This window comes from Planctomycetaceae bacterium (assembly GCA_041398825.1).
GTDB lineage: Bacteria > Planctomycetota > Planctomycetia > Planctomycetales > Planctomycetaceae > F1-80-MAGs062.
In genome coordinates this window covers 263,454-280,870 of sequence record JAWKTX010000003.1, presented here as the reverse complement: position 1 = coordinate 280,870, position 17,417 = coordinate 263,454, and the positions used below count along the sequence as shown (strand labels likewise).

General features: G+C 54.2%; 12 protein-coding genes. 8 read left to right on the top strand and 4 right to left on the bottom strand.

What is annotated here, in order from left to right; genetic code table 11:
- Positions 1–11: 11 nt before the first annotated feature.
- The 6 genes from ggt to R3C20_07405 all read left to right on the top strand — a co-directional run bounded on the left by ggt (position 12) and on the right by R3C20_07405 (position 8,184).
- Positions 12–1,784, top strand: coding sequence for a gamma-glutamyltransferase (ggt, locus tag R3C20_07430; GenBank protein ID MEZ6040320.1), 1,773 nt, complete (start codon positions 12–14; stop codon positions 1,782–1,784).
- Positions 1,785–1,837: 53 nt separating this feature from the next.
- The gene (locus R3C20_07425; protein ID MEZ6040319.1) at positions 1,838–3,136 is read left to right on the top strand and encodes a PLP-dependent aminotransferase family protein; all 1,299 of its coding nucleotides are present in this window, start codon (positions 1,838–1,840) and stop codon (positions 3,134–3,136) included.
- Positions 3,137–3,181: 45 nt separating this feature from the next.
- The gene (locus tag R3C20_07420; GenBank protein MEZ6040318.1) at positions 3,182–4,405 is read left to right on the top strand and encodes an endonuclease/exonuclease/phosphatase family protein; all 1,224 of its coding nucleotides are present in this window, start codon (positions 3,182–3,184) and stop codon (positions 4,403–4,405) included.
- Positions 4,406–4,532: 127 nt separating this feature from the next.
- Complete coding sequence (locus tag R3C20_07415) at positions 4,533–6,020, top strand: DUF1501 domain-containing protein (GenBank protein ID MEZ6040317.1); 1,488 nt, start codon at positions 4,533–4,535, stop codon at positions 6,018–6,020.
- A gap of 46 nt (positions 6,021–6,066) precedes the next feature.
- The gene (locus R3C20_07410; GenBank protein MEZ6040316.1) at positions 6,067–6,642 is read left to right on the top strand and encodes a tRNA-(ms[2]io[6]A)-hydroxylase; all 576 of its coding nucleotides are present in this window, start codon (positions 6,067–6,069) and stop codon (positions 6,640–6,642) included.
- 30 nt (positions 6,643–6,672) lie between these two features.
- Positions 6,673–8,184 carry a DUF1501 domain-containing protein gene (locus tag R3C20_07405; GenBank protein ID MEZ6040315.1) on the top strand — a complete coding sequence of 504 codons (1,512 nt, stop codon included), beginning with the start codon at positions 6,673–6,675 and terminating at the stop codon, positions 8,182–8,184.
- Positions 8,185–8,351: 167 nt separating this feature from the next.
- Here the strand turns inward: R3C20_07405 and R3C20_07400 are convergent, their stop codons facing one another.
- From R3C20_07400 to R3C20_07385, 4 genes are all read right to left on the bottom strand, one after another.
- Positions 8,352–10,793, bottom strand: coding sequence for an ABC transporter permease subunit/CPBP intramembrane protease (locus R3C20_07400; protein ID MEZ6040314.1), 2,442 nt, complete (start codon positions 10,791–10,793; stop codon positions 8,352–8,354).
- Between the two features lie 30 nt (positions 10,794–10,823).
- Positions 10,824–11,609, bottom strand: coding sequence for an ATP-binding cassette domain-containing protein (locus tag R3C20_07395; GenBank protein MEZ6040313.1), 786 nt, complete (start codon positions 11,607–11,609; stop codon positions 10,824–10,826).
- Between the two features lie 143 nt (positions 11,610–11,752).
- Positions 11,753–12,889 carry a cyclic dehypoxanthinyl futalosine synthase gene (gene mqnC, locus R3C20_07390; GenBank protein MEZ6040312.1) on the bottom strand — a complete coding sequence of 379 codons (1,137 nt, stop codon included), beginning with the start codon at positions 12,887–12,889 and terminating at the stop codon, positions 11,753–11,755.
- Positions 12,852–13,670, bottom strand: coding sequence for a menaquinone biosynthesis protein (locus R3C20_07385; protein ID MEZ6040311.1), 819 nt, complete (start codon positions 13,668–13,670; stop codon positions 12,852–12,854). The genes mqnC and R3C20_07385 overlap by 38 nt, the downstream gene beginning before the upstream one ends.
- A 276-nt stretch (positions 13,671–13,946) precedes the next feature.
- Here R3C20_07385 and R3C20_07380 point away from each other — a divergent pair, with 276 nt between their 5' ends.
- On the top strand, positions 13,947–15,266 hold the full coding sequence (locus R3C20_07380) for a homoserine dehydrogenase (GenBank protein MEZ6040310.1): 1,320 nt from the start codon (positions 13,947–13,949) through the stop codon (positions 15,264–15,266).
- 434 nt (positions 15,267–15,700) lie between these two features.
- Complete coding sequence (locus tag R3C20_07375) at positions 15,701–16,759, top strand: RNA ligase (ATP) (protein ID MEZ6040309.1); 1,059 nt, start codon at positions 15,701–15,703, stop codon at positions 16,757–16,759.
- Positions 16,760–17,417 lie beyond the last annotated feature (658 nt).

Genomic DNA, 17,417 nt, shown 5'->3' with positions numbered 1-17,417 from the left:
AGTCCACCGAAATGAAAACATCTCCTGAATTTGCACGATCACACGGGGATTCAATTTCAGTGAATCGCCCCACTGTCTTGCTTTGCCCATCTCAACTTCTGGTCATTCTGATTGCTGCTCTGACAGTTCCATTCGGGTCTCGACACGTCGCCGCACAACAATTCCAGAACGGCGTCGTCGCGGCAGACCACCCCGCGGCCAGTGAAGCCGGTGTCCGAATGCTGAAACAAGGCGGCAACGTCGTGGATGCCGCAGTAGCAACCTCATTTGCATTGTCCGTTGTGCGGCCTGCCAGTTGTGGGATTGGCGGCGGTGGGTTCATGCTGATCTGGGACGTGGAATCGCAATCGTGCATCGCGTTGGACTACAGGGAACGTGCGCCGGCCGCGGCTTCTCCGGAAATGTACAGTCGTTCCGAGTCCAACTTTCCTGAGTCAGAGAGCGTTCGCGGTGCCAGGGCGGCTGGCATCCCGGGCACGGTTGCAGGACTGTGCTACGCAGCAGAGCGCTGGGGCAGTTTACCATTACATAAGCTGCTTCAGCCTGCGATTGAATTGTGTGATCAGGGCGTTGAAATTGATGATCATGACATGGAAGTTCAGCAATCAACGCTTGCAAAACTCAAGCGGTTTCCAGGTTACGAAGAACGCTTTGGACAATTGAAGCGGCTTTATCTCAACGGGGGGCAGCCCTGGAAGAAGGGCGATCGATTCTACTCACCGCAGAAGGCCGTGCTGCAGGCAATTGCCAGCAAGGGCTCTCAGGGTTTTTATGATGGGGATGTCGCTGATGCAATCCTGCAGGCGATGACACTCGATCATGGCCTGATTACAAAATCCGATTTGCGAAGTGACATCGCCGCTGTCAGAGATCCGATCGAAGGACGATTTCACTCAGATACGGTTCTGACAATGCCACCACCTTCGAGCGGAGGGGTCGCGCTCATTCAGACCCTGAAGACTCTTCAGGGGTGGGAAGATCTCCACAATCGGAGACTCCAGTCACTTGGTAGAAACTCACCACAGTATGTCCACGTCGTAACTGAGGCCATGAAGCATGCATTTGCTGATCGGGCCGAGTTTCTTGGAGATTCCGACTTCGCGCAAGTACCGGTTGCGCGTTTGTTAAGTGACCGGTACGCTCGGGAACAGGCACAGCGTATCAGAGACCAGTCGACTTTGGATTCGAAGGACTACGGACGCTTCTTCAGCCAGCCGGACGGCGGGACCAGTCATTTTTCTGTGATGGACAGTAAAGGAAACGCGGTCGCATGCACCGAAACCATCAATCTGACTTTCGGAAGCTTTGTTGTTGTGCCGCAATTCGGATTCATTCTGAACAATCAAATGGACGACTTCGCGGCGAATCCTGGCAAACCGAATGCATTTGGTCTGATTCAAAGTGAAGCGAATTCTGTTCAACCTCGGAAGAAGCCATTGTCGAGTATGACTCCAACAATCGTGGTAAGAGATGGAAAGGCCATTCTGGCCTGCGGTGCTTCCGGGGGGCCGCGAATTATTTCGGCAACTATTCAGACTCTCCTGAACCACCAGCTGTTTGGCTTGTCTGCCCAACAGGCTGTGGCTGCCGATCGATTTCATCACCAGTGGTTTCCCAATGATCTTTTGCTTGAAGATGGCAGCCTGGTACCAATGATGAAGTCATACGGGCACACCGTTCAGCAGAATCGCTCGCTTGCTGCCGCTCAGGCTGCTTCGCGAAAAGGAGAGCTTGTCGAAGGTGGATCCGATCCACGGAAGCATGGATCTCCATCTGGCTATTGAAATAGTTTCCACTTCATTTTAACGCCCCGCAACCCACTGAAATCATTCTTATCATGTCCGTCATTTCGAAGGCAGAGATCGAACCATTACTCAGTCAACATGCCCGTCGGGCGTCTGGTCAGGCGATCAGTTTCCTGATGCAACAGGCTGTAGAGAACGCAGACTGTATTTCGCTTGCGGCGGGATTGGTTGATGAGCAGACGCTGCCCGTGGACCTTGCCAGAACGTGCCTTGAGCGAATTCTGGAATCGCCCCGGGACGGAAGGAAGATTCTGCAGTACGGAATTACACCGGGCCCGGAAGAATTGCGGACCGTAATTCAGGAGTGGCTGACAGATCTGGAATCAGCATCCGCCGTGGTTACGGGTCCACCGGCAGCGATTGGGAATATCGTTCTGACTACCGGGTCACAGCAACTCCTGAATCTGGTGACACAGGCTTTGTTCGATCCCGGCGATATCTGCATTGTTGCCGCCCCGACCTACTTTGTTTACCTCGGCGTTCTGGATGCCGTGGGAGCAAGGGCAATTGCCATTGAAGCAGATGAAGATGGAATGTGTCCTTCAAAGCTGCGGGAGGTTCTGGAACAACTGAAACGCGATGGAGAACTACACCGCGTTCGAATGGTCTATGCGGTCAGTTATTACGACAACCCAACCGGAAACAGTATTTCGGCCGAGAGACGCCCTGAATTGCTGGAAGTCGTCAGGAAGTTCTCTGCCGAGCATCAGATCTACATACTGGAAGATGCTGCGTATCGGGAGCTGCAGTACTCAGGAAGCACCCTTCCTTCGATCTGGTCGTACGATGTGGATCGATCGACTGTCATCCTTGCGCAGACATTTTCCAAGAGCTTCTCCCCCGGGGTCAGGGTGGGCTTTGGAGTATTGCCGGAAAAACTGGTAAAGCCCATCTGCGACCTCAAGGGATATGACGACTTTGGATCAGCCCACCTCAACCAGAATTTATTGTGCGAAGCTATTCGGTCGAGGCTTTATCAGGCGCACGTTCGTCAGGTGCGAGAGGGCTACCAAATGAAGCGGGACGCAATGCTGCAAGCAGCCGATGACTTCTTTGCCAAAATTGATGGAGTTCACTGCGTTCATCCGGATGGTGGAATGTATGTCTGGATGACACTGCCTGATTCTATCCCCACGGGATTCGATAGCCCATTGTTCTACGCATCCACCCACAACCAGAAGGTGATGTACGTTCCCGGTGAACTGGCCTATCCGACATCAATGGCTGGCCGCCCGAGGAATCAAATGCGTTTGAGCTTTGGAGTTCAGGGAGTCGATGGCATTCGGGAAGGGATGCGACGACTCGCAGAAGCCGTCGTGTCAGTTCGATAGTGGCCACAGCACGTCCTGGTCTTTTGTCTGAAAGAGCATGTTTTGATGTTAGGCCATTCTCGGTTAGGTTCTCCCTGGTTAGGTTCTCCCTGGTTAGGTTGTGTAGTTCTTCACGCTTACCTGTTGCTGACGTGTTCGCTGGCAAATGCTTCAGAGAACGTTCGCGTCGCAACGTTTAACTGCAGCATGAACCGGAATGAGGCAGGGCAACTGCTGTCTGATCTGCAGAATGGCTCGAATCGACAATTACAGAAGGTGGCGTCAGTCATTCGGCGCGTTCGCCCTGATGTTGTGCTGTTAAATGAATTTGATTTCGATGCGGCGATGGATGCCATTCGGTTGTTTCAAACGCATTACCTCGACGTTCAGCCCTCTGAAGATGTCGGATTTCTGCGTGGCGATCCCCTTCGTTATCCACACGTATTGTCTCTGCCGGTGAATACAGGCGTCCCCTCGGGACGCGACTTTGATCACGATGGAAAAACGGACGGGCCTGCCGACGCGATTGGTTTCGGAAGATTCCCAGGGCAGTACGGAATGGTCATTCTTTCAAAATTTCCAATTGATCGTACTGGTATCAGGACGTTTAAAGACCTGAAATGGAACGCGATGCCAGAGGCAGTGCTTCCGATTGATCCTGCGACATCACGTCCATGGTACAGCGTTGAAGATCTGCAGCACCTCTCACTCTCGTCCAAGAGTCATTGGGACGTACCAATATCGTTTCCCGGACGGACCATTCACGTTCTGGCATCGCATCCCACACCGCCAGCGTTTGATGGCCCCGAAGATCGAAATGGTCGAAGGAATCACGACGAGATCCGGCTCTGGGCGGACTATGTCAGCGATAAAGACTGGATTGTGGATGATGCTGGCCTCTCAGGGGGGCTATCAAACGATGCTCCTTTCATCATTCTCGGCGATCTGAATGCAGATCCGGTCGACGGAGATACCCATAATCATGCCATTGACCTTCTGTTAAAGCATTCTCGAGTTCAACCAGAACCAACTCCCACGAGCAGCGGAGCCATTTATGCGGCAGAGAATCAGGGGGAGCGGAACCGTTCTCACCGTGGCCCGCACGCCCATGACACCGCTGATTTTGGAGATCGCAGTGTAGGAAATCTGCGAGTGGATTATGTGCTGCCATCACGCGATCTGAGAATTGTTGCAAGCGGTGTCTTCTGGCCGCGGCCTGACGAGCCTGATTTTGATCTCATCGATTGTTCTGACCATCGACTGGTTTGGATCGATCTGCAACTCGATTGACGGGATTACCATCAGGGCTGAGCTTTCAGTTCAGGATGAGTCTGAACGGCGGCCCCGCCGAGTTTACCTTTCAATTTCCCTCCCCCGCGAGTACATTGGCACGTCTCGTTGAATGAAGGGCGTGTCTATGCAAACCGGGTCCAGAGTTCCATATCATCCCTCAGCTGGCCTGAATCGTCGGACGGCAGTTCAGGCCGGGGCAATCAGCCTGCTTGGGTTGGGAATGAACCATTTGTCCGGGCTCAGAACGCTCGCAGCAGAATCGAATGCTGACTCATCCAGAGACTCGGGTTCCAGAACAACTGGTGAACCGTTCAAAGCTTGTATCTTCGTTTTCCTTTCCGGCGGCCTTGGTCAGCACGACAGTTTTGACCTGAAGCCAAATGCTCCGGACGAAATCCGCGGAGAGTTTTCTCCGATCTCAACAGCGACGCCCGGCCTCCAGATTTGCGAACACCTGCCCGGACTGGCAGCTCGAAGCCACTTGTGGTCACTTTGTCGCTCTCTGACTCACACATCGAATGAGCACTCTGCCGGGCACCATATGATCTTGACCGGACGAAGTCAGTTACCCCCGGGGTTCAAACCCAACGAACCTCGCCCACAGGACTGGCCTTCGATTGCAGCGATTGCCGGTGCCACAACCGTCGCGAGAAATAACCTTCCCCCAGCCGCAGTTCTTCCGGAACGATTGGTCCACAATTCCGGGCGAATCATTCCCGGACAGTTTGCCGGGCTCATGGGGACCCGCCGAGATCCGTGGTTTATTGAAGCATCGCCGTTTCATGCTTCTTCGTATGGCGCATTTCCTCAGTTTGACTTCGATCACCAGGACCGCGGAAAACCCGATTCCCGCATCTTTGAAGCACCGAACCTCAGTTTGCCGCATGAATTAACCCAACCACAACTCAAACGGCGCGTCAACCTGCTCACCGCGCTCGAAGAACAGTGTCGACGCCTTGATCAGGCTGCAGGAACGGGAGAGTTCGATCGTTTCAGAAACGGCGCGGTTTCGCTCCTGACAGACCCATCAATCCGAAGAGCAATGGATGTCACCCACGCCGAACCGGAAATCCAGAATCGATATGGAAGGAATTCGTTTGGCTGGTCCCTGCTAATGGCTCGCCGTCTGGTGGAAGCGGGTGTCAACCTCGTACAGGTCAACCTTGGAAATGATGAAACGTGGGATACCCACGGGAATGCGTTTCCACATCTGAAGAACAATTTATTTCCTCCGACGGATCGAGCGATGTCAGCACTGCTTGACGACTTGCAGGAGTCCGGATTGCTCGATCAGACTCTGATTGTGATGGCGGGAGAGTTTGGTCGCACCCCGAAGATTTCGTTACTCCCAAGCCACTACAAACTTCCCGGACGGGATCACTGGGGTGCGGCTCAAAGTGTGCTGCTTGCCGGCGGCGGAATTCAGGGAGGACGAGTGATCGGATCCACCGATTCCATCGGAGCGTACCCGGAAAACTCACCGCAAACGCCGGAGAATCTTGCAGCGACGATCTACGAATCGCTGGGTCTTCCTCGCGAAATTTCCTGGCTTGACGAACTGGAGAGACCCCATCTGGTCTATCACGCAGATCCAATCGTCGGCTTATTCTGAGTGACCATGTTTGCGAGCCCACTGTTCTCCTGCCTATCATTTCGAAATGCTGCACCTCAAATCCAACACAAGCGAACGATGGTTAACTCAAGTCGACTCTGATCTTCCCGAGATCCTGATCGACCACGCGCATTGCGAACAGAAGGCTGCGTCAACAGCGATGGACCTGATGTTCGATTACGTGGCACACGATGATCTGTGCGATGAGATGTCGGAAATTGTGCTTGAGGAACTGGACCACTTCAAACAGGTGCGGGAACTGTTAAAACGGAGGGGAATTCGTTTTCGCGGCCTGAAGCCTGGCACTTACGGACGCCGCTTGAAAGAACACGTTCGAAAGCAGGAACCCGGGCGGGCCGTCGATCGATTGCTCATTGCAAGCCTTATTGAGGCTCGCAGCTGCGAACGCTTTGTCTTGTTGCGTGATCATCTGAAAGATGACGAACTGGCAGCGTTCTACGGCAGTCTTTACGAATCCGAAGCCCGACACCATTCCACCTATGTGCGTCTGGCAAAGAATTTCGTCAGTGAAAGTGATGTGGAACAACGACTCGCCGAATTGGCTCAAATCGAAGCGGCGATTATCGAGGAAGGTTGTCCGCTTCCTCGAGTGCATAGTTAAGCAGCACGGACAGCCATGAAGGGGAATTCAATGTCTGGCCCGATCATCCAAATCGGAGACGTACTCACAAGCCGCGAGGCATCTCGTCGTGAGTTCCTGACTTCTTCCGCCAGCGGGCTTGGGGGTCTGGCGCTTGCCTCGTTGCTTCAGTCCGAAGGTGCAATGGCAATGGATGCAGGCATCGCGCCGACGCCACCGCTTGCGACAAAATTCTCTCACGTTGCAGGACGAGCACGCAACTGCATCTTCATCTTCATGGCCGGTGCTCCATCGCAACTTGATCTGTTTAACTATCGGCCAGAGCTCAATCGACTGAACGGACAGAAACTCCCGGAATCGCTTCTGAAGGGTGTGAGATTTGCCTTTATCGAAAAGGACACCGCCAGACTGCTCGGGTCGCCTCGCCGATTTCGTCAGTATGGAGACTGCGGTACCTGGATGTCCGACCTGCTGCCAAATATCGGGCAGTGTGCCGATGACATTTGCCTGATCAATTCAATGCATACCGATCAGTTCAACCATCATCCGGGGCAACTGATGATGCAGTGTGGGCAAGCGCAGTTCGGACTGCCTTCCATGGGTGCATGGTTAAGTTACGGTCTGGGCACTGAGAACCAGAACCTGCCAAGCTACGTTGTACTGACCGCGGGACGAGGTTCAAGTGGTGGCGCGACCCTGTGGAGCAGTGGCTATCTTCCCTCTGTTCATGCTGGAGTACTGCTGCGTAACCAGGGCCCGCCCATTCTGAATCTGGAATTGCCGCCCGGGTTATCCCCTTCGCTGGAACGCAAGGGTCTGGATGTGCTGCAAACGATTAATGGTCTCCAGCTGGACAGGTATCGCGACCCCGAAATTGCGAGTCGAATCGCAAATTATGAGCTGTCATTTCGGATGCAGTCGGCCGCACCAGAGCTGACCGATTTGTCGGGTGAAACGCAGGCGACTCTGGCTGCCTACGGCGTTGATCGAAAAGATCCTTCGCAAAAATCCGGGCGTGTGGGACCGGGTGAGCACTATGGTTCGTTTGCTCGAAATTGCCTGCTGGCTCGCCGTATGGTTGAACGTGGTGTGCGATTTGTGAACATCATTTTCGCTTCATGGGACCATCATTCCAAGCTGGATCAGGAACTCACGTACAATGCGGGAATGGTAGACCAGCCGATCGGTGCGTTGATTCAGGATCTGAAGCAACGCGGATTGCTGGACGATACAGTCGTCATCTGGGGCAGCGAATTTGGGCGAACCCCCCTGGGCGAAAACCGACACAACAGTGCCAATGTTTCCGGGCGTGATCATCATCCCAATGCCTTCAGTATTTTCGCCGCCGGCGGTGGATTTCGTGGCGGATATGTACACGGTGAGACCGACGACATTGGATGGAATCCCGTCGTCGCACCTGTGCACGTAAACGATTTTCAGGCAACGCTGCTAAGCGCGTTTGGTATCGATCACAAGAGACTGACATTTCGCCACCAGGGCGCGGACAAGCGATTGACCAACATCACACGCGACTCTGAAATGATCGACGACCTCCTGGCGTAGCAGTCCGTCGAAGGACGAAAGAAAGGCAACCCGAAGCGTCAGCGAACAACTGGTTCTCAGTCGAATACCAACATCAGCCTGCGACGACCTGACACCGAGGCTTTCAGTGCCACCGCGTAGTGAGAAGTCGATCGGAGCAATCGCTTCTGCCAAGCCTTCATCGCAGTTTAAGATTCGGTACAAGCTACTGGCGTCGAGGCCTCACTGGAATCATGGTACGAAGGGATGATTCCCCGACGTTTCAGATCCTGTTCCAGCATGATTTCCCTGACCATGTGAATGATCATCAACGCGGCTGCGACCCCGCAGAGTATCAGTAGGGGAGCCTCATATCGCAGAGAATGATCGACGTCGCGAGTGAAAAACACGCCGTCCGCTCGAATCCATTCGAAACCACCGGCATGCAATGTTGCGATGGCATTGTTGCAAAGGTGGAATGCAATCGCCGGGAACAGGCTTCGGCTATAGATTGCCAGGATCCCCAATACCAGTCCCAGCAATCCGGCATTAAATGCCTGCTGTGGAATCATATGGACGATTCCAAACATCATGCTGCTGATCACGACTGCAATGGCAAGGCGACCACCACGAGCCAACCCGCTGAGAATGAATCCACGAAACGCGAGTTCTTCGCAAATGGCAGGGGTGAGTGCGAATACCACAATCAGCAGCCATGTCGGTTGTTCGCCCGCCCGTAGCAACCCCATGACTTTGACAGCTCCATCAGGCAACGGAGGAAACACCTGGTGAGCCACAAGAAACTGACTCAGCTCAACACTCAGGGGATGAGCGACACATGCCAGGCCGATACCTGTGGCCATGGCTTGCAGCGACGGCATTCGCAGTCGGAAAGTTGCCCGAAGACTTGTTGTTAGCAGAACGCCCATAAAAACGGCCGGACAGGCAATCATCACCATCTGCTGGATCACCATTAATCGCATCATATTTCGGCCGGCATCTGGCGATTTCAGGTCTGGCTGAAGCCACGACATTGCACCGAACTGCAACATCAGAATCAGGACAAAACAGAACACCGCTTCAGGAAATGCTGGTACAGAATCCTTTGTGCGCAGTAACTGGGCAAACCAGTGGCGCAGATCAAACTTTTCTGCTTCACGAAACAGAACGTCTTCGCTGTTGTAGAGCTCGATGGCCCACCAAAGTGCCAGCAGACTGTAGCCGAGGCTTGAGATCAACACAGGAACCGCGTAGACCACAAGATTATTGCTTGCCGCTGTTTCCAGCAGCAGTCCCTTGAGCAGCAATGCGACATTGACGACCGGAAGCACACTGTACAAAGGCGTCATTTCAACGGCAGGGGACAGGCAAAACATCGTCATGCCCATCACGACCATCAGCAGGGGGGTCAGATAATACTGTCCCTCTTTGGTCGAACGGGCGAATGTCGCCAGCGCCAGACAAAGCGCGCTGAATAGTGCGGCGAGCGGTATCAGGAGTATGAAGAGCCAGATCAGAGATGACGCTCCTGGCAACTCCAGGCTGATCGCACCGGGTAACCCGCCGCCCATTGCCATCGCCATGTTCTTGCCGGTGAACCCCATACTGACCAGATTCAGCAACGCAGTGCAGATGCTGAACAGCATAATCGTGCCGAATTTTCCCAGCACAAGTTCGACCCGCCGCGCGGGACTAATTAACAGGGTTTCCATTGTCCCCCGTTCCTTTTCGCCAGCACCAAGATCAATGGCCGGATAGAAAGCCCCTGTCAATGCCATGATCACAAGCAGCGCCGGAAACATCTTACTCCAGACACTGGCAGCAACCTGTTCATCCCGAGCGACTTCAATCCAGGTCAGCCGTGCCGGGTGATGCAACTCCGCTGGTAAGTCCGCCGCCTGAAAACTCTGCGCTCGGATGGCTTCTTCCCACCGATCCAGCGCTCCCTTGATTCGACCAGCGGCGACAACAGATTTGTCGTCCGCGCTGTTCTTTACGATCAGAATCGGGGCAGCCCTGAATTCGGTCTTTTCGTTTCCACGATCCTGAATATGGTCCTGCATTCGCTTCAGCGACTCAGAGTAATCGGGGGGAATACAAATCAGGACCTGTATCCCACTGGTTTCGAACAGCTGATTAATCTGTGTCTGTGGATCGGGCGCGACGTCATTCGCTGTCCGTTCAACTCCATCGGGCAGTAGTTTGTACTGCGCGTAAACCTGCTGTTGAATTCGACGCCCGGCCTCCAGCAGTTGTTCATCAGTCAGTCCGCGAACAGCCGGCTTCCGACTGGCAGCCTGTCCGTCCTGACGAATGTCGGGTTTATTTTCGTCTGTATCGCCGGGCAATGCACTGTTTGACTTCAGATCCGTCACAATTCGCAGTTTGGACGCATCATCAGAATTTGCAAACCAGGTTTCAGCGATACCATTCTGAGCGAGCAAAGCAGGATCAGCCGGAAGCTGGTCCGTATTCAGGATTACGACATTTCGGCGTTGCTCGCTGAATGTCAGCATCATCTCCACAATGCCCAGTCCGAGCATCGGATACAACATCACCGGCAGAATGGTGATCATGAACAATGTGCGTCGGTCGCGCAACTGGTCGCGGACTTCACGCATGAATATCAATCGGATGTTTTTCCAGCTCATTCTTCAGTCCATTCGACAGACGAATCGTCTTCAAAGTTGTTTGGCACTGCCCGGGCTCGACACTGCGGATTCGAATTCTTCTTCTCGCCGCTGAATCAGATCGAAGAACAGTTCCTCAACATCCGGCTGGCTATACTCGTCGGCAAGTTCCGGCAACGTGCCTTCTGCCAGAATGCGACCGCGGTGAATGATCGAAATTCGATCGCAGAGCTTCTCGACCTCCCTCATGATGTGGGTCGAAAAAATAATGCACTTGCCCTGATCCCGAAGGGAAGCGACGGCCTGAAGTACTGCTCGTGCGACAAGGACATCAAGCCCTGATGTGGGCTCGTCGAAGATAATGACGGGGGGGTCATGAACGATCGTTCGTGCAATCGAAACCTTCTGTTTCATACCTGTCGACATCTTGCCTCCAAGTCGATCGCGAATATCGTTCATCTGCAGAATATCAAAGATCTCCTTCAAACGGAGCTGCAGCCTTTCTTCCGGAATTCCATACAGCCGACCGTAGTATTCGACCATTTCCCAGGCCGTCATTCGATCATAGATTCCTGTATTGCACGACATAAAACCGATGCGTGTTCGCACTCCTTCCGGATCGCGAATCACGTTCAGTCCGTCGATCTCAACGGTGCCGCGAGTCGGGCGAAGCACGGTGCTGAGAATTCGAAGACAAGTTGTTTTGCCAGCCCCGTTGGGCCCGAGAAGCCCGTAAATCTCGCCCGGCTTGACCTCGAAAGACACATTGTCGACAGCACGAAACACTCCGTGCCTCGCGTCGTCGAATTCTTTGATCAGCCCCTGAACTCGAATCATGCGTATTCGCTGCCTGTTGAATTTGTCCCGGCGTCAAATCTGATGTCTTCCAGCACCATCGCGCAACATGAGCGCAGATGACTGTGGCAAATCTACCACACACAGATTGGATCGCGCGAAACAGCAGCGAGCTGAGCAAATGATTACGACTGCAGAACCGGAAGAATCGGCTTCGACGGTTCCGGACGCACCTGATCCGGCTGATCGATATATTCGTAAAACACATTCCGCTGCCGCGGGATGTAACCGACGTTCTGAATGCAACGCCGAATCTTGTCCACCGTCAGATGGTGAACGGTGCCAGCCTGAGATACCACGTTTTCTTCAATCATCAGGCTGCCCATGTCATTGGCTCCAAACAACAACGCCAGCTGCCCCACTTTTTCACCCTGGGTCACCCAGGACGACTGAATGTTGTTGATGTTGTCCAGGTACAATCGACTGACAGCCTGCGTCTTCAGATACTCGAACGCACCCGCAGGGGCCAGATGATCCATCGCTGTGTTATCGCGCTGGAATGTCCAGCAGATGAACGCCGTGAATCCACCTGTTTCATCCTGAAGTTCCCGAATGCGATCCAGGTGTTCGATTCGTTCTTCGAGGGTTTCGACGTGACCGAACATCATCGTACCCGTGGACTTTCCGCCAAGCTGATGCCAGACTCGCATGACATTCAGCCAGTCATCCGAGAGAACCTTGCCGCGTGTAATCTCCTTTCGGACTCGGTCCACCAGAATCTCTCCTCCACCGCCCGGAATGCTTCCCAGACCCGCAGCTCGCAACCGTTCCAAAACCGTCTTCAGTGGCAGCTTGCTGATTTTCGTAAAGTGGAAGATCTCCGGCGGACTGAAGCCGTGGATATTCACTGCCGGAAAATGCTTCTTCAGAGTCGAAAGGGTCTCTTCGTACCATTCGAGCGGCAGTTTGGGATGGAGTCCGCCCTGAAGCAGAATCTGATCACCGCCGAGATCAACGGTCTCCTGGATTTTCTGAAGGAGTGTCTCCACAGGCAGGACATAAACTTCCGGATGATCGGGCGGACGATAGAACGCGCAGAAATCGCAAACAGCTGTGCAGGCATTGGTGTAATTGATATTGCGATCAATGTTGTACGTGCGGAAAGGTTCCGGGTGCAGTCGGCGCGTTACCGCGTCTGCAGCAGCTCCGATGGCTGCAAGGTCGTGTGACTTCAGCAGAGCCAGTCCGTCGGCGCGAGTCAGACGTTCACCGGAAACCGCTTTCTCAAGCAGGCACGAAATCTCGGAAGACGATGTCAACATTCGGGTTCACCAGGTTATGTTGAGAGGCCAGATCGCAAAACAAACGCAAGCCATTGCGTTCTGCGCTGGTCAGGTGGTAATGCAGATTCTTCGTGAGGTAGTGGATTGCTGTTTCTTCCGTGATGCCAAGATCCGCCGCCGCATTGCGTCCGATTCGGTGGATGGCTTTCAGCCCGAGGTCTCGAGCCTGACAAAGGGCGGCATCGACACCTTCGGTTTGAGCATTGCGGCGGGCAACCCACATGGCAAATACGAAAGGCAGTCCTGTCCAGTCATACCAGAACGCACCAAGGTCGATTACTTCTTCGAACGATTCATCGGGAGCAATCATCGCCCGATCTCCGATCAACAGAACGGCATCCGCAGAGGACTGCCGGGTGCTGAAGTCCATTCGAAGTGGCTCTGTCTTTGGAATCACACCGTATTTCTCGGCCAGGATCACTTTCGACAGAGCCGCGCTCGTTCGAGAACCCTCGTCCAGAGCCAGGGTCTTGATCCTGCCAGGGTGCGTGCGGCAGTACAACTTGACGCTCATCACCTCGCCGCGTGCAGCGACGCAGGCATTCGACACAATCTCATACCCGGGGCGTCTGAAGTACTCGACCGATGGAATCAGCGCAACATCCAATTGGTCCGCGGCCAGTGCGTCCGCGAGTCGGCTGGGGTAATCCAGGACCAAATCTGCCGTCGGCAGAAGTTGATCGAGGCCCTCGACCAGTGGACGAGAGTTCAGGTAACTAACCGCTCCAATTTGCATGGTTGTCAGGGTTGCGGAGGACATGATTAATAATCCGGCATCCTGTTGCCCCGGAAACATTACAGAAACATCCCGGAGGCAGTGAAGAGCAACAAACGTCGCAGTATAGGGCCACACCCCGTGGTCTCAACAGCGGTCCGAACCCGGATGCCGATGAATTATGGGATGTGAGACCACTCCGGCGTCAAGCGGGAGAGATGCCATCCAGCATTCCCCCCTGGAGCGATCCCGTCTACAGTTTCCTCCCCGCTGAGGATGTCGCCAGTTAACCCAATCTGTCAAGAAGTCTGAATAACGCGTATGAACGGCGATTTTGAAACTGATCTGAATGTTGCAATTGTCGGATGTGGCACTGTCGGTTCTGGAGTCATTCGGATCCTTCAGGCAAACGCCGATCAGCTGGCGGCCCGCGCCGGTCGCCGCCTGAACCTGCGCCGAGTCGTCGTGCGGGACAAAACGCGCCCTCGCAGTGTCGACATTGATCCCTCTTTGGTCACAGACGACATCAACAGCGTGATCGGTGATCCGGCCATTGATGTTGTCATTCAGGTGATGGGCGGCATCAACCCGGCACTGCAGTACATGACTCAGATTCTGCAGTCCGGCAAAGACGTTATCACCGCAAACAAAGCGCTTCTGCACGCCCATGGTGAGGAACTGTTTTCGCTCGCCGAAGAGAATGGCTGCTGCATCTCATTCGAAGCCGCGGTAGCTGGCGGCATCCCCGTGATCGCCGCCGTCACACAATGCCTGACGGCCAACCAAATTCGTTCGATCGAGGCCATTCTGAATGGTACCAGTAATTTCATCCTGTCCCGGATGCTCGACTGCAGGCTGACGTATGAGGATGTTCTTGCCGAAGCCCAGGCACTGGGTTACGCAGAAGCAGATCCTGCGATGGACGTTGATGGGATCGATGCCGCCCAGAAACTTGCCATCCTGACGCAGCTGGCGTTTGGTACTCGAGTCGCACTCGACCAGATCATCGTCCAGGGGATTCGTCAGGTCGAATTGCTCGATCTGCAGGTTGCCCTCGAACTGGGATACAAAGTCAAGTTACTGGCAATTTCACGGATGGTTCAGGACCGGCTTCAGGTTTCGGTTCAACCGACGCTCGTCCGCGCTGAACGTGCGGTCGCGCAAACCGGTGGGGCGGATAACATTATCGCGCTCGAAGGTGATGCCCTTGGGACGCTGCGACTGTCGGGAGCCGGGGCTGGACAGATGCCAACGGCATCCGCCGTCGTCGCAGATCTCGTTGACTACGCCACGGGGCGAGCTCCGCTGACATTTGCGTCGATCCTGCGAACACGACATCAGACCCCCGTCCCGATTCATCCACCCGACGAATTCAGTCGCCGATACTACCTGCGTTTTGTCGTTGCTGATCGTCCTCACGTTCTTGCAGATATCACGGATGTCCTCGGGCTCTGTGGTATCAGTATCAGCAGCGTTCGGCAGGATGAAACCCCCGACGAAACCGAAGGCAATCAGGGAGTCGCCCGTCTGGTGATCATCACGCACCGAACCACCGAAGGCAAACTTCGCACAGCAAATGCACGTCTCGCGACCCTTTCGTGTATTCAGGGGACAGGCATCTCTATGCCCATTTCGGATTAATTCTGTCCCGCAGTTGCAGCCTTGGCAGCGGCAAAGATCGCCTCTGTCGCGATTGCTTTGCGCCGGCACCATTCAGCGGGCCTGAGATCAGAATGCCACTCGTTGATGCCGCCAGCGAAACCGGTTCGCGAACCAATTCGTTCCTGATGGGTCTCGTTACTGACCTCAACTGCCTGTCGGGACTCCATCAACACCCTGTCACGGTGTGCCTCAAGGCACGATGTCCCGTCGAACCTTCGTTGAGGTTTCCGGAAATCAGACGATGCGGCCGCACGGGTATGACGCACATGAAATGTCACAACAACCGCGTCGGCGTTTCCAGAAGAACCAGCTGCTTAGCAGACGGGTCCGCTCGATGGCTGACTCTTGTTCGTTCCACCTGACGGGCTGAGAGGATTCCGTGTCTCGTCAAATCTCAAGGTCCGGGAACTCCGATGCGAAAACTGGCGAGCATTCAAACGGTCTCTGAAGTGAGCTCCATTCCAGGTGCGGATGCCATTGAACGATTGCGCATTCTTGGATGGTGGATTGTTGCAAAAAAGGGGGAACACTCAGTCGGGGATCGACTGGTTTATTGCGAAATCGATTCGCTCCTTCCGGAGAAGCCCGAGTTTGAATTCCTGCGGGCCAGTTGCTTCAAGCCTGCCATCGAAGAGGGCGGCCAGGTTCTGCAGCGTGCCGGTTTTCGCATCAAAACCATGAAGCTGCGGGGGCAGGTCTCTCAGGGGATCTGTTTTCCACTCAGCATTCTTCCCGCGGAAACAGCGACCGATATCGGACTGGACGTAACCGAAGCTCTGGGCATCATCAAGTACGAACCTCCGATACCGGTGGGCATGGGTGGACGAATCAAAGGCGTATTTCCTGCGTTCCTTCCCAAAACGGATGAGATTCGCATTCAGGTGCTTGAACAGATCCTTGAACGGTACCGTGGCATGCGGTTCGCGGTCACCGAGAAGCTGGACGGCACATCGTTCACCGCGTTTCTGCACGAAGGCGAATTCGGCTTGTGTAGTCGTAATCAGTGGCTGGATGACACTGACATGTCCAACACCCTATGTCGGCTTGCCGAGACTCTGGGACTGCGTTCCCTCCTTAAAAGAATGCAGGCAGAGTTCGGAATCAGTCCGGCTATTCAGGGCGAGGTCATTGGGCCCGGTGTGCAGGGAAACAAGTACAAACTTAAGGAACCGGAACTGTATGTCTTTAACGTGCTGGATGCTCGGGAATACCGGCTTGTGGATCGAACGCAACAGCAGGAGATTCTGAAGGTGAGTGGTCTGAAGTCGGTTCCACAAATCGATGTTATCACACTTGATCACACAGTCGATCAACTGGTCGAAATGTCGATCGGCACCAGCGTTCTGAATTCCAGTGTTCAACGCGAAGGAGTTGTGTTTCGACCCGAATCTGAAATTCATGATCCGGACATTGGTGGTCGCCTGAGCTTCAAGGTTATCAACCCCAGGTTTCTGCTGAAGTTTGATGAATAGTCAAGTTTTGGCGAACGCAATCACCAGACATGGAGTCTGTATCACGCGGTTAGATTGATACACGGATCAACTGCCGGTTTGGAGTCCATCCGCTTTTATCGGGGAGGTCGTGGGTTCGAATCCCACCGGCGGTTGAAGTCAGAATTTGGAAGAGCGAAAAGTGAAGTGAAAAACGAATTCAGTTCTTCCTTCACTCTTCCCAATTCAAACTTCTAACTTCTTCCGCCGTAGCTCAGTGGGAGAGCACCAAAAGTCTCTGACCATCCCTTCGTTGATCCGTATTCGAAACGTGGAACTTGTTCCGACTGCCCGATTGGAGTCCATGAAGTCTGGTGTCCGCAAGGACTCGTGGGTTCGAATCCCACCAGCGTGGCGACACGCTGTGGCGGAGTGGCCAAACGCGCCTGATGCCCCGAAAGGGGCGTTCTCTGATCATCCCTTCGTCGGGACGAATTTTGTTTTTGTTGAGAGTGGATTTGATGCGTCAGGACATGGCCAAAGTGATTGTCGAACGCCCCCGATACGGGTCACGGCTCCCATCGCGCAAGAAGGGATACCGTAAATTCGAGCAGTCAACGCCCGTCGAAGACTTACCGAAAAACGAGCCGATGCTGGGCCGCTGGAAAGGCCGGCAGCGGATGCTCAACGAACACCGGGA

Bases quoted from the DNA above. Each gene is read 5' to 3' on its own strand.
- ggt (MEZ6040320.1), top strand. From the start codon at position 12: ATGAAAACATCTCCTGAATTTGCACGATCACACGGGGATTCAATTTCA.
- R3C20_07425 (MEZ6040319.1), top strand. From the start codon at position 1,838: ATGTCCGTCATTTCGAAGGCAGAGATCGAACCATTACTCAGTCAACAT.
- R3C20_07420 (MEZ6040318.1), top strand. From the start codon at position 3,182: ATGTTAGGCCATTCTCGGTTAGGTTCTCCCTGGTTAGGTTCTCCCTGG.
- R3C20_07415 (MEZ6040317.1), top strand. From the start codon at position 4,533: ATGCAAACCGGGTCCAGAGTTCCATATCATCCCTCAGCTGGCCTGAAT.
- R3C20_07410 (MEZ6040316.1), top strand. From the start codon at position 6,067: ATGCTGCACCTCAAATCCAACACAAGCGAACGATGGTTAACTCAAGTC.
- R3C20_07405 (MEZ6040315.1), top strand. From the start codon at position 6,673: ATGTCTGGCCCGATCATCCAAATCGGAGACGTACTCACAAGCCGCGAG.
- R3C20_07400 (MEZ6040314.1), bottom strand. From the start codon at position 10,793: ATGAGCTGGAAAAACATCCGATTGATATTCATGCGTGAAGTCCGCGAC.
- R3C20_07395 (MEZ6040313.1), bottom strand. From the start codon at position 11,609: ATGATTCGAGTTCAGGGGCTGATCAAAGAATTCGACGACGCGAGGCAC.
- mqnC (MEZ6040312.1), bottom strand. From the start codon at position 12,889: ATGTTGACATCGTCTTCCGAGATTTCGTGCCTGCTTGAGAAAGCGGTT.
- R3C20_07385 (MEZ6040311.1), bottom strand. From the start codon at position 13,670: ATGTCCTCCGCAACCCTGACAACCATGCAAATTGGAGCGGTTAGTTAC.
- R3C20_07380 (MEZ6040310.1), top strand. From the start codon at position 13,947: ATGAACGGCGATTTTGAAACTGATCTGAATGTTGCAATTGTCGGATGT.
- R3C20_07375 (MEZ6040309.1), top strand. From the start codon at position 15,701: ATGCGAAAACTGGCGAGCATTCAAACGGTCTCTGAAGTGAGCTCCATT.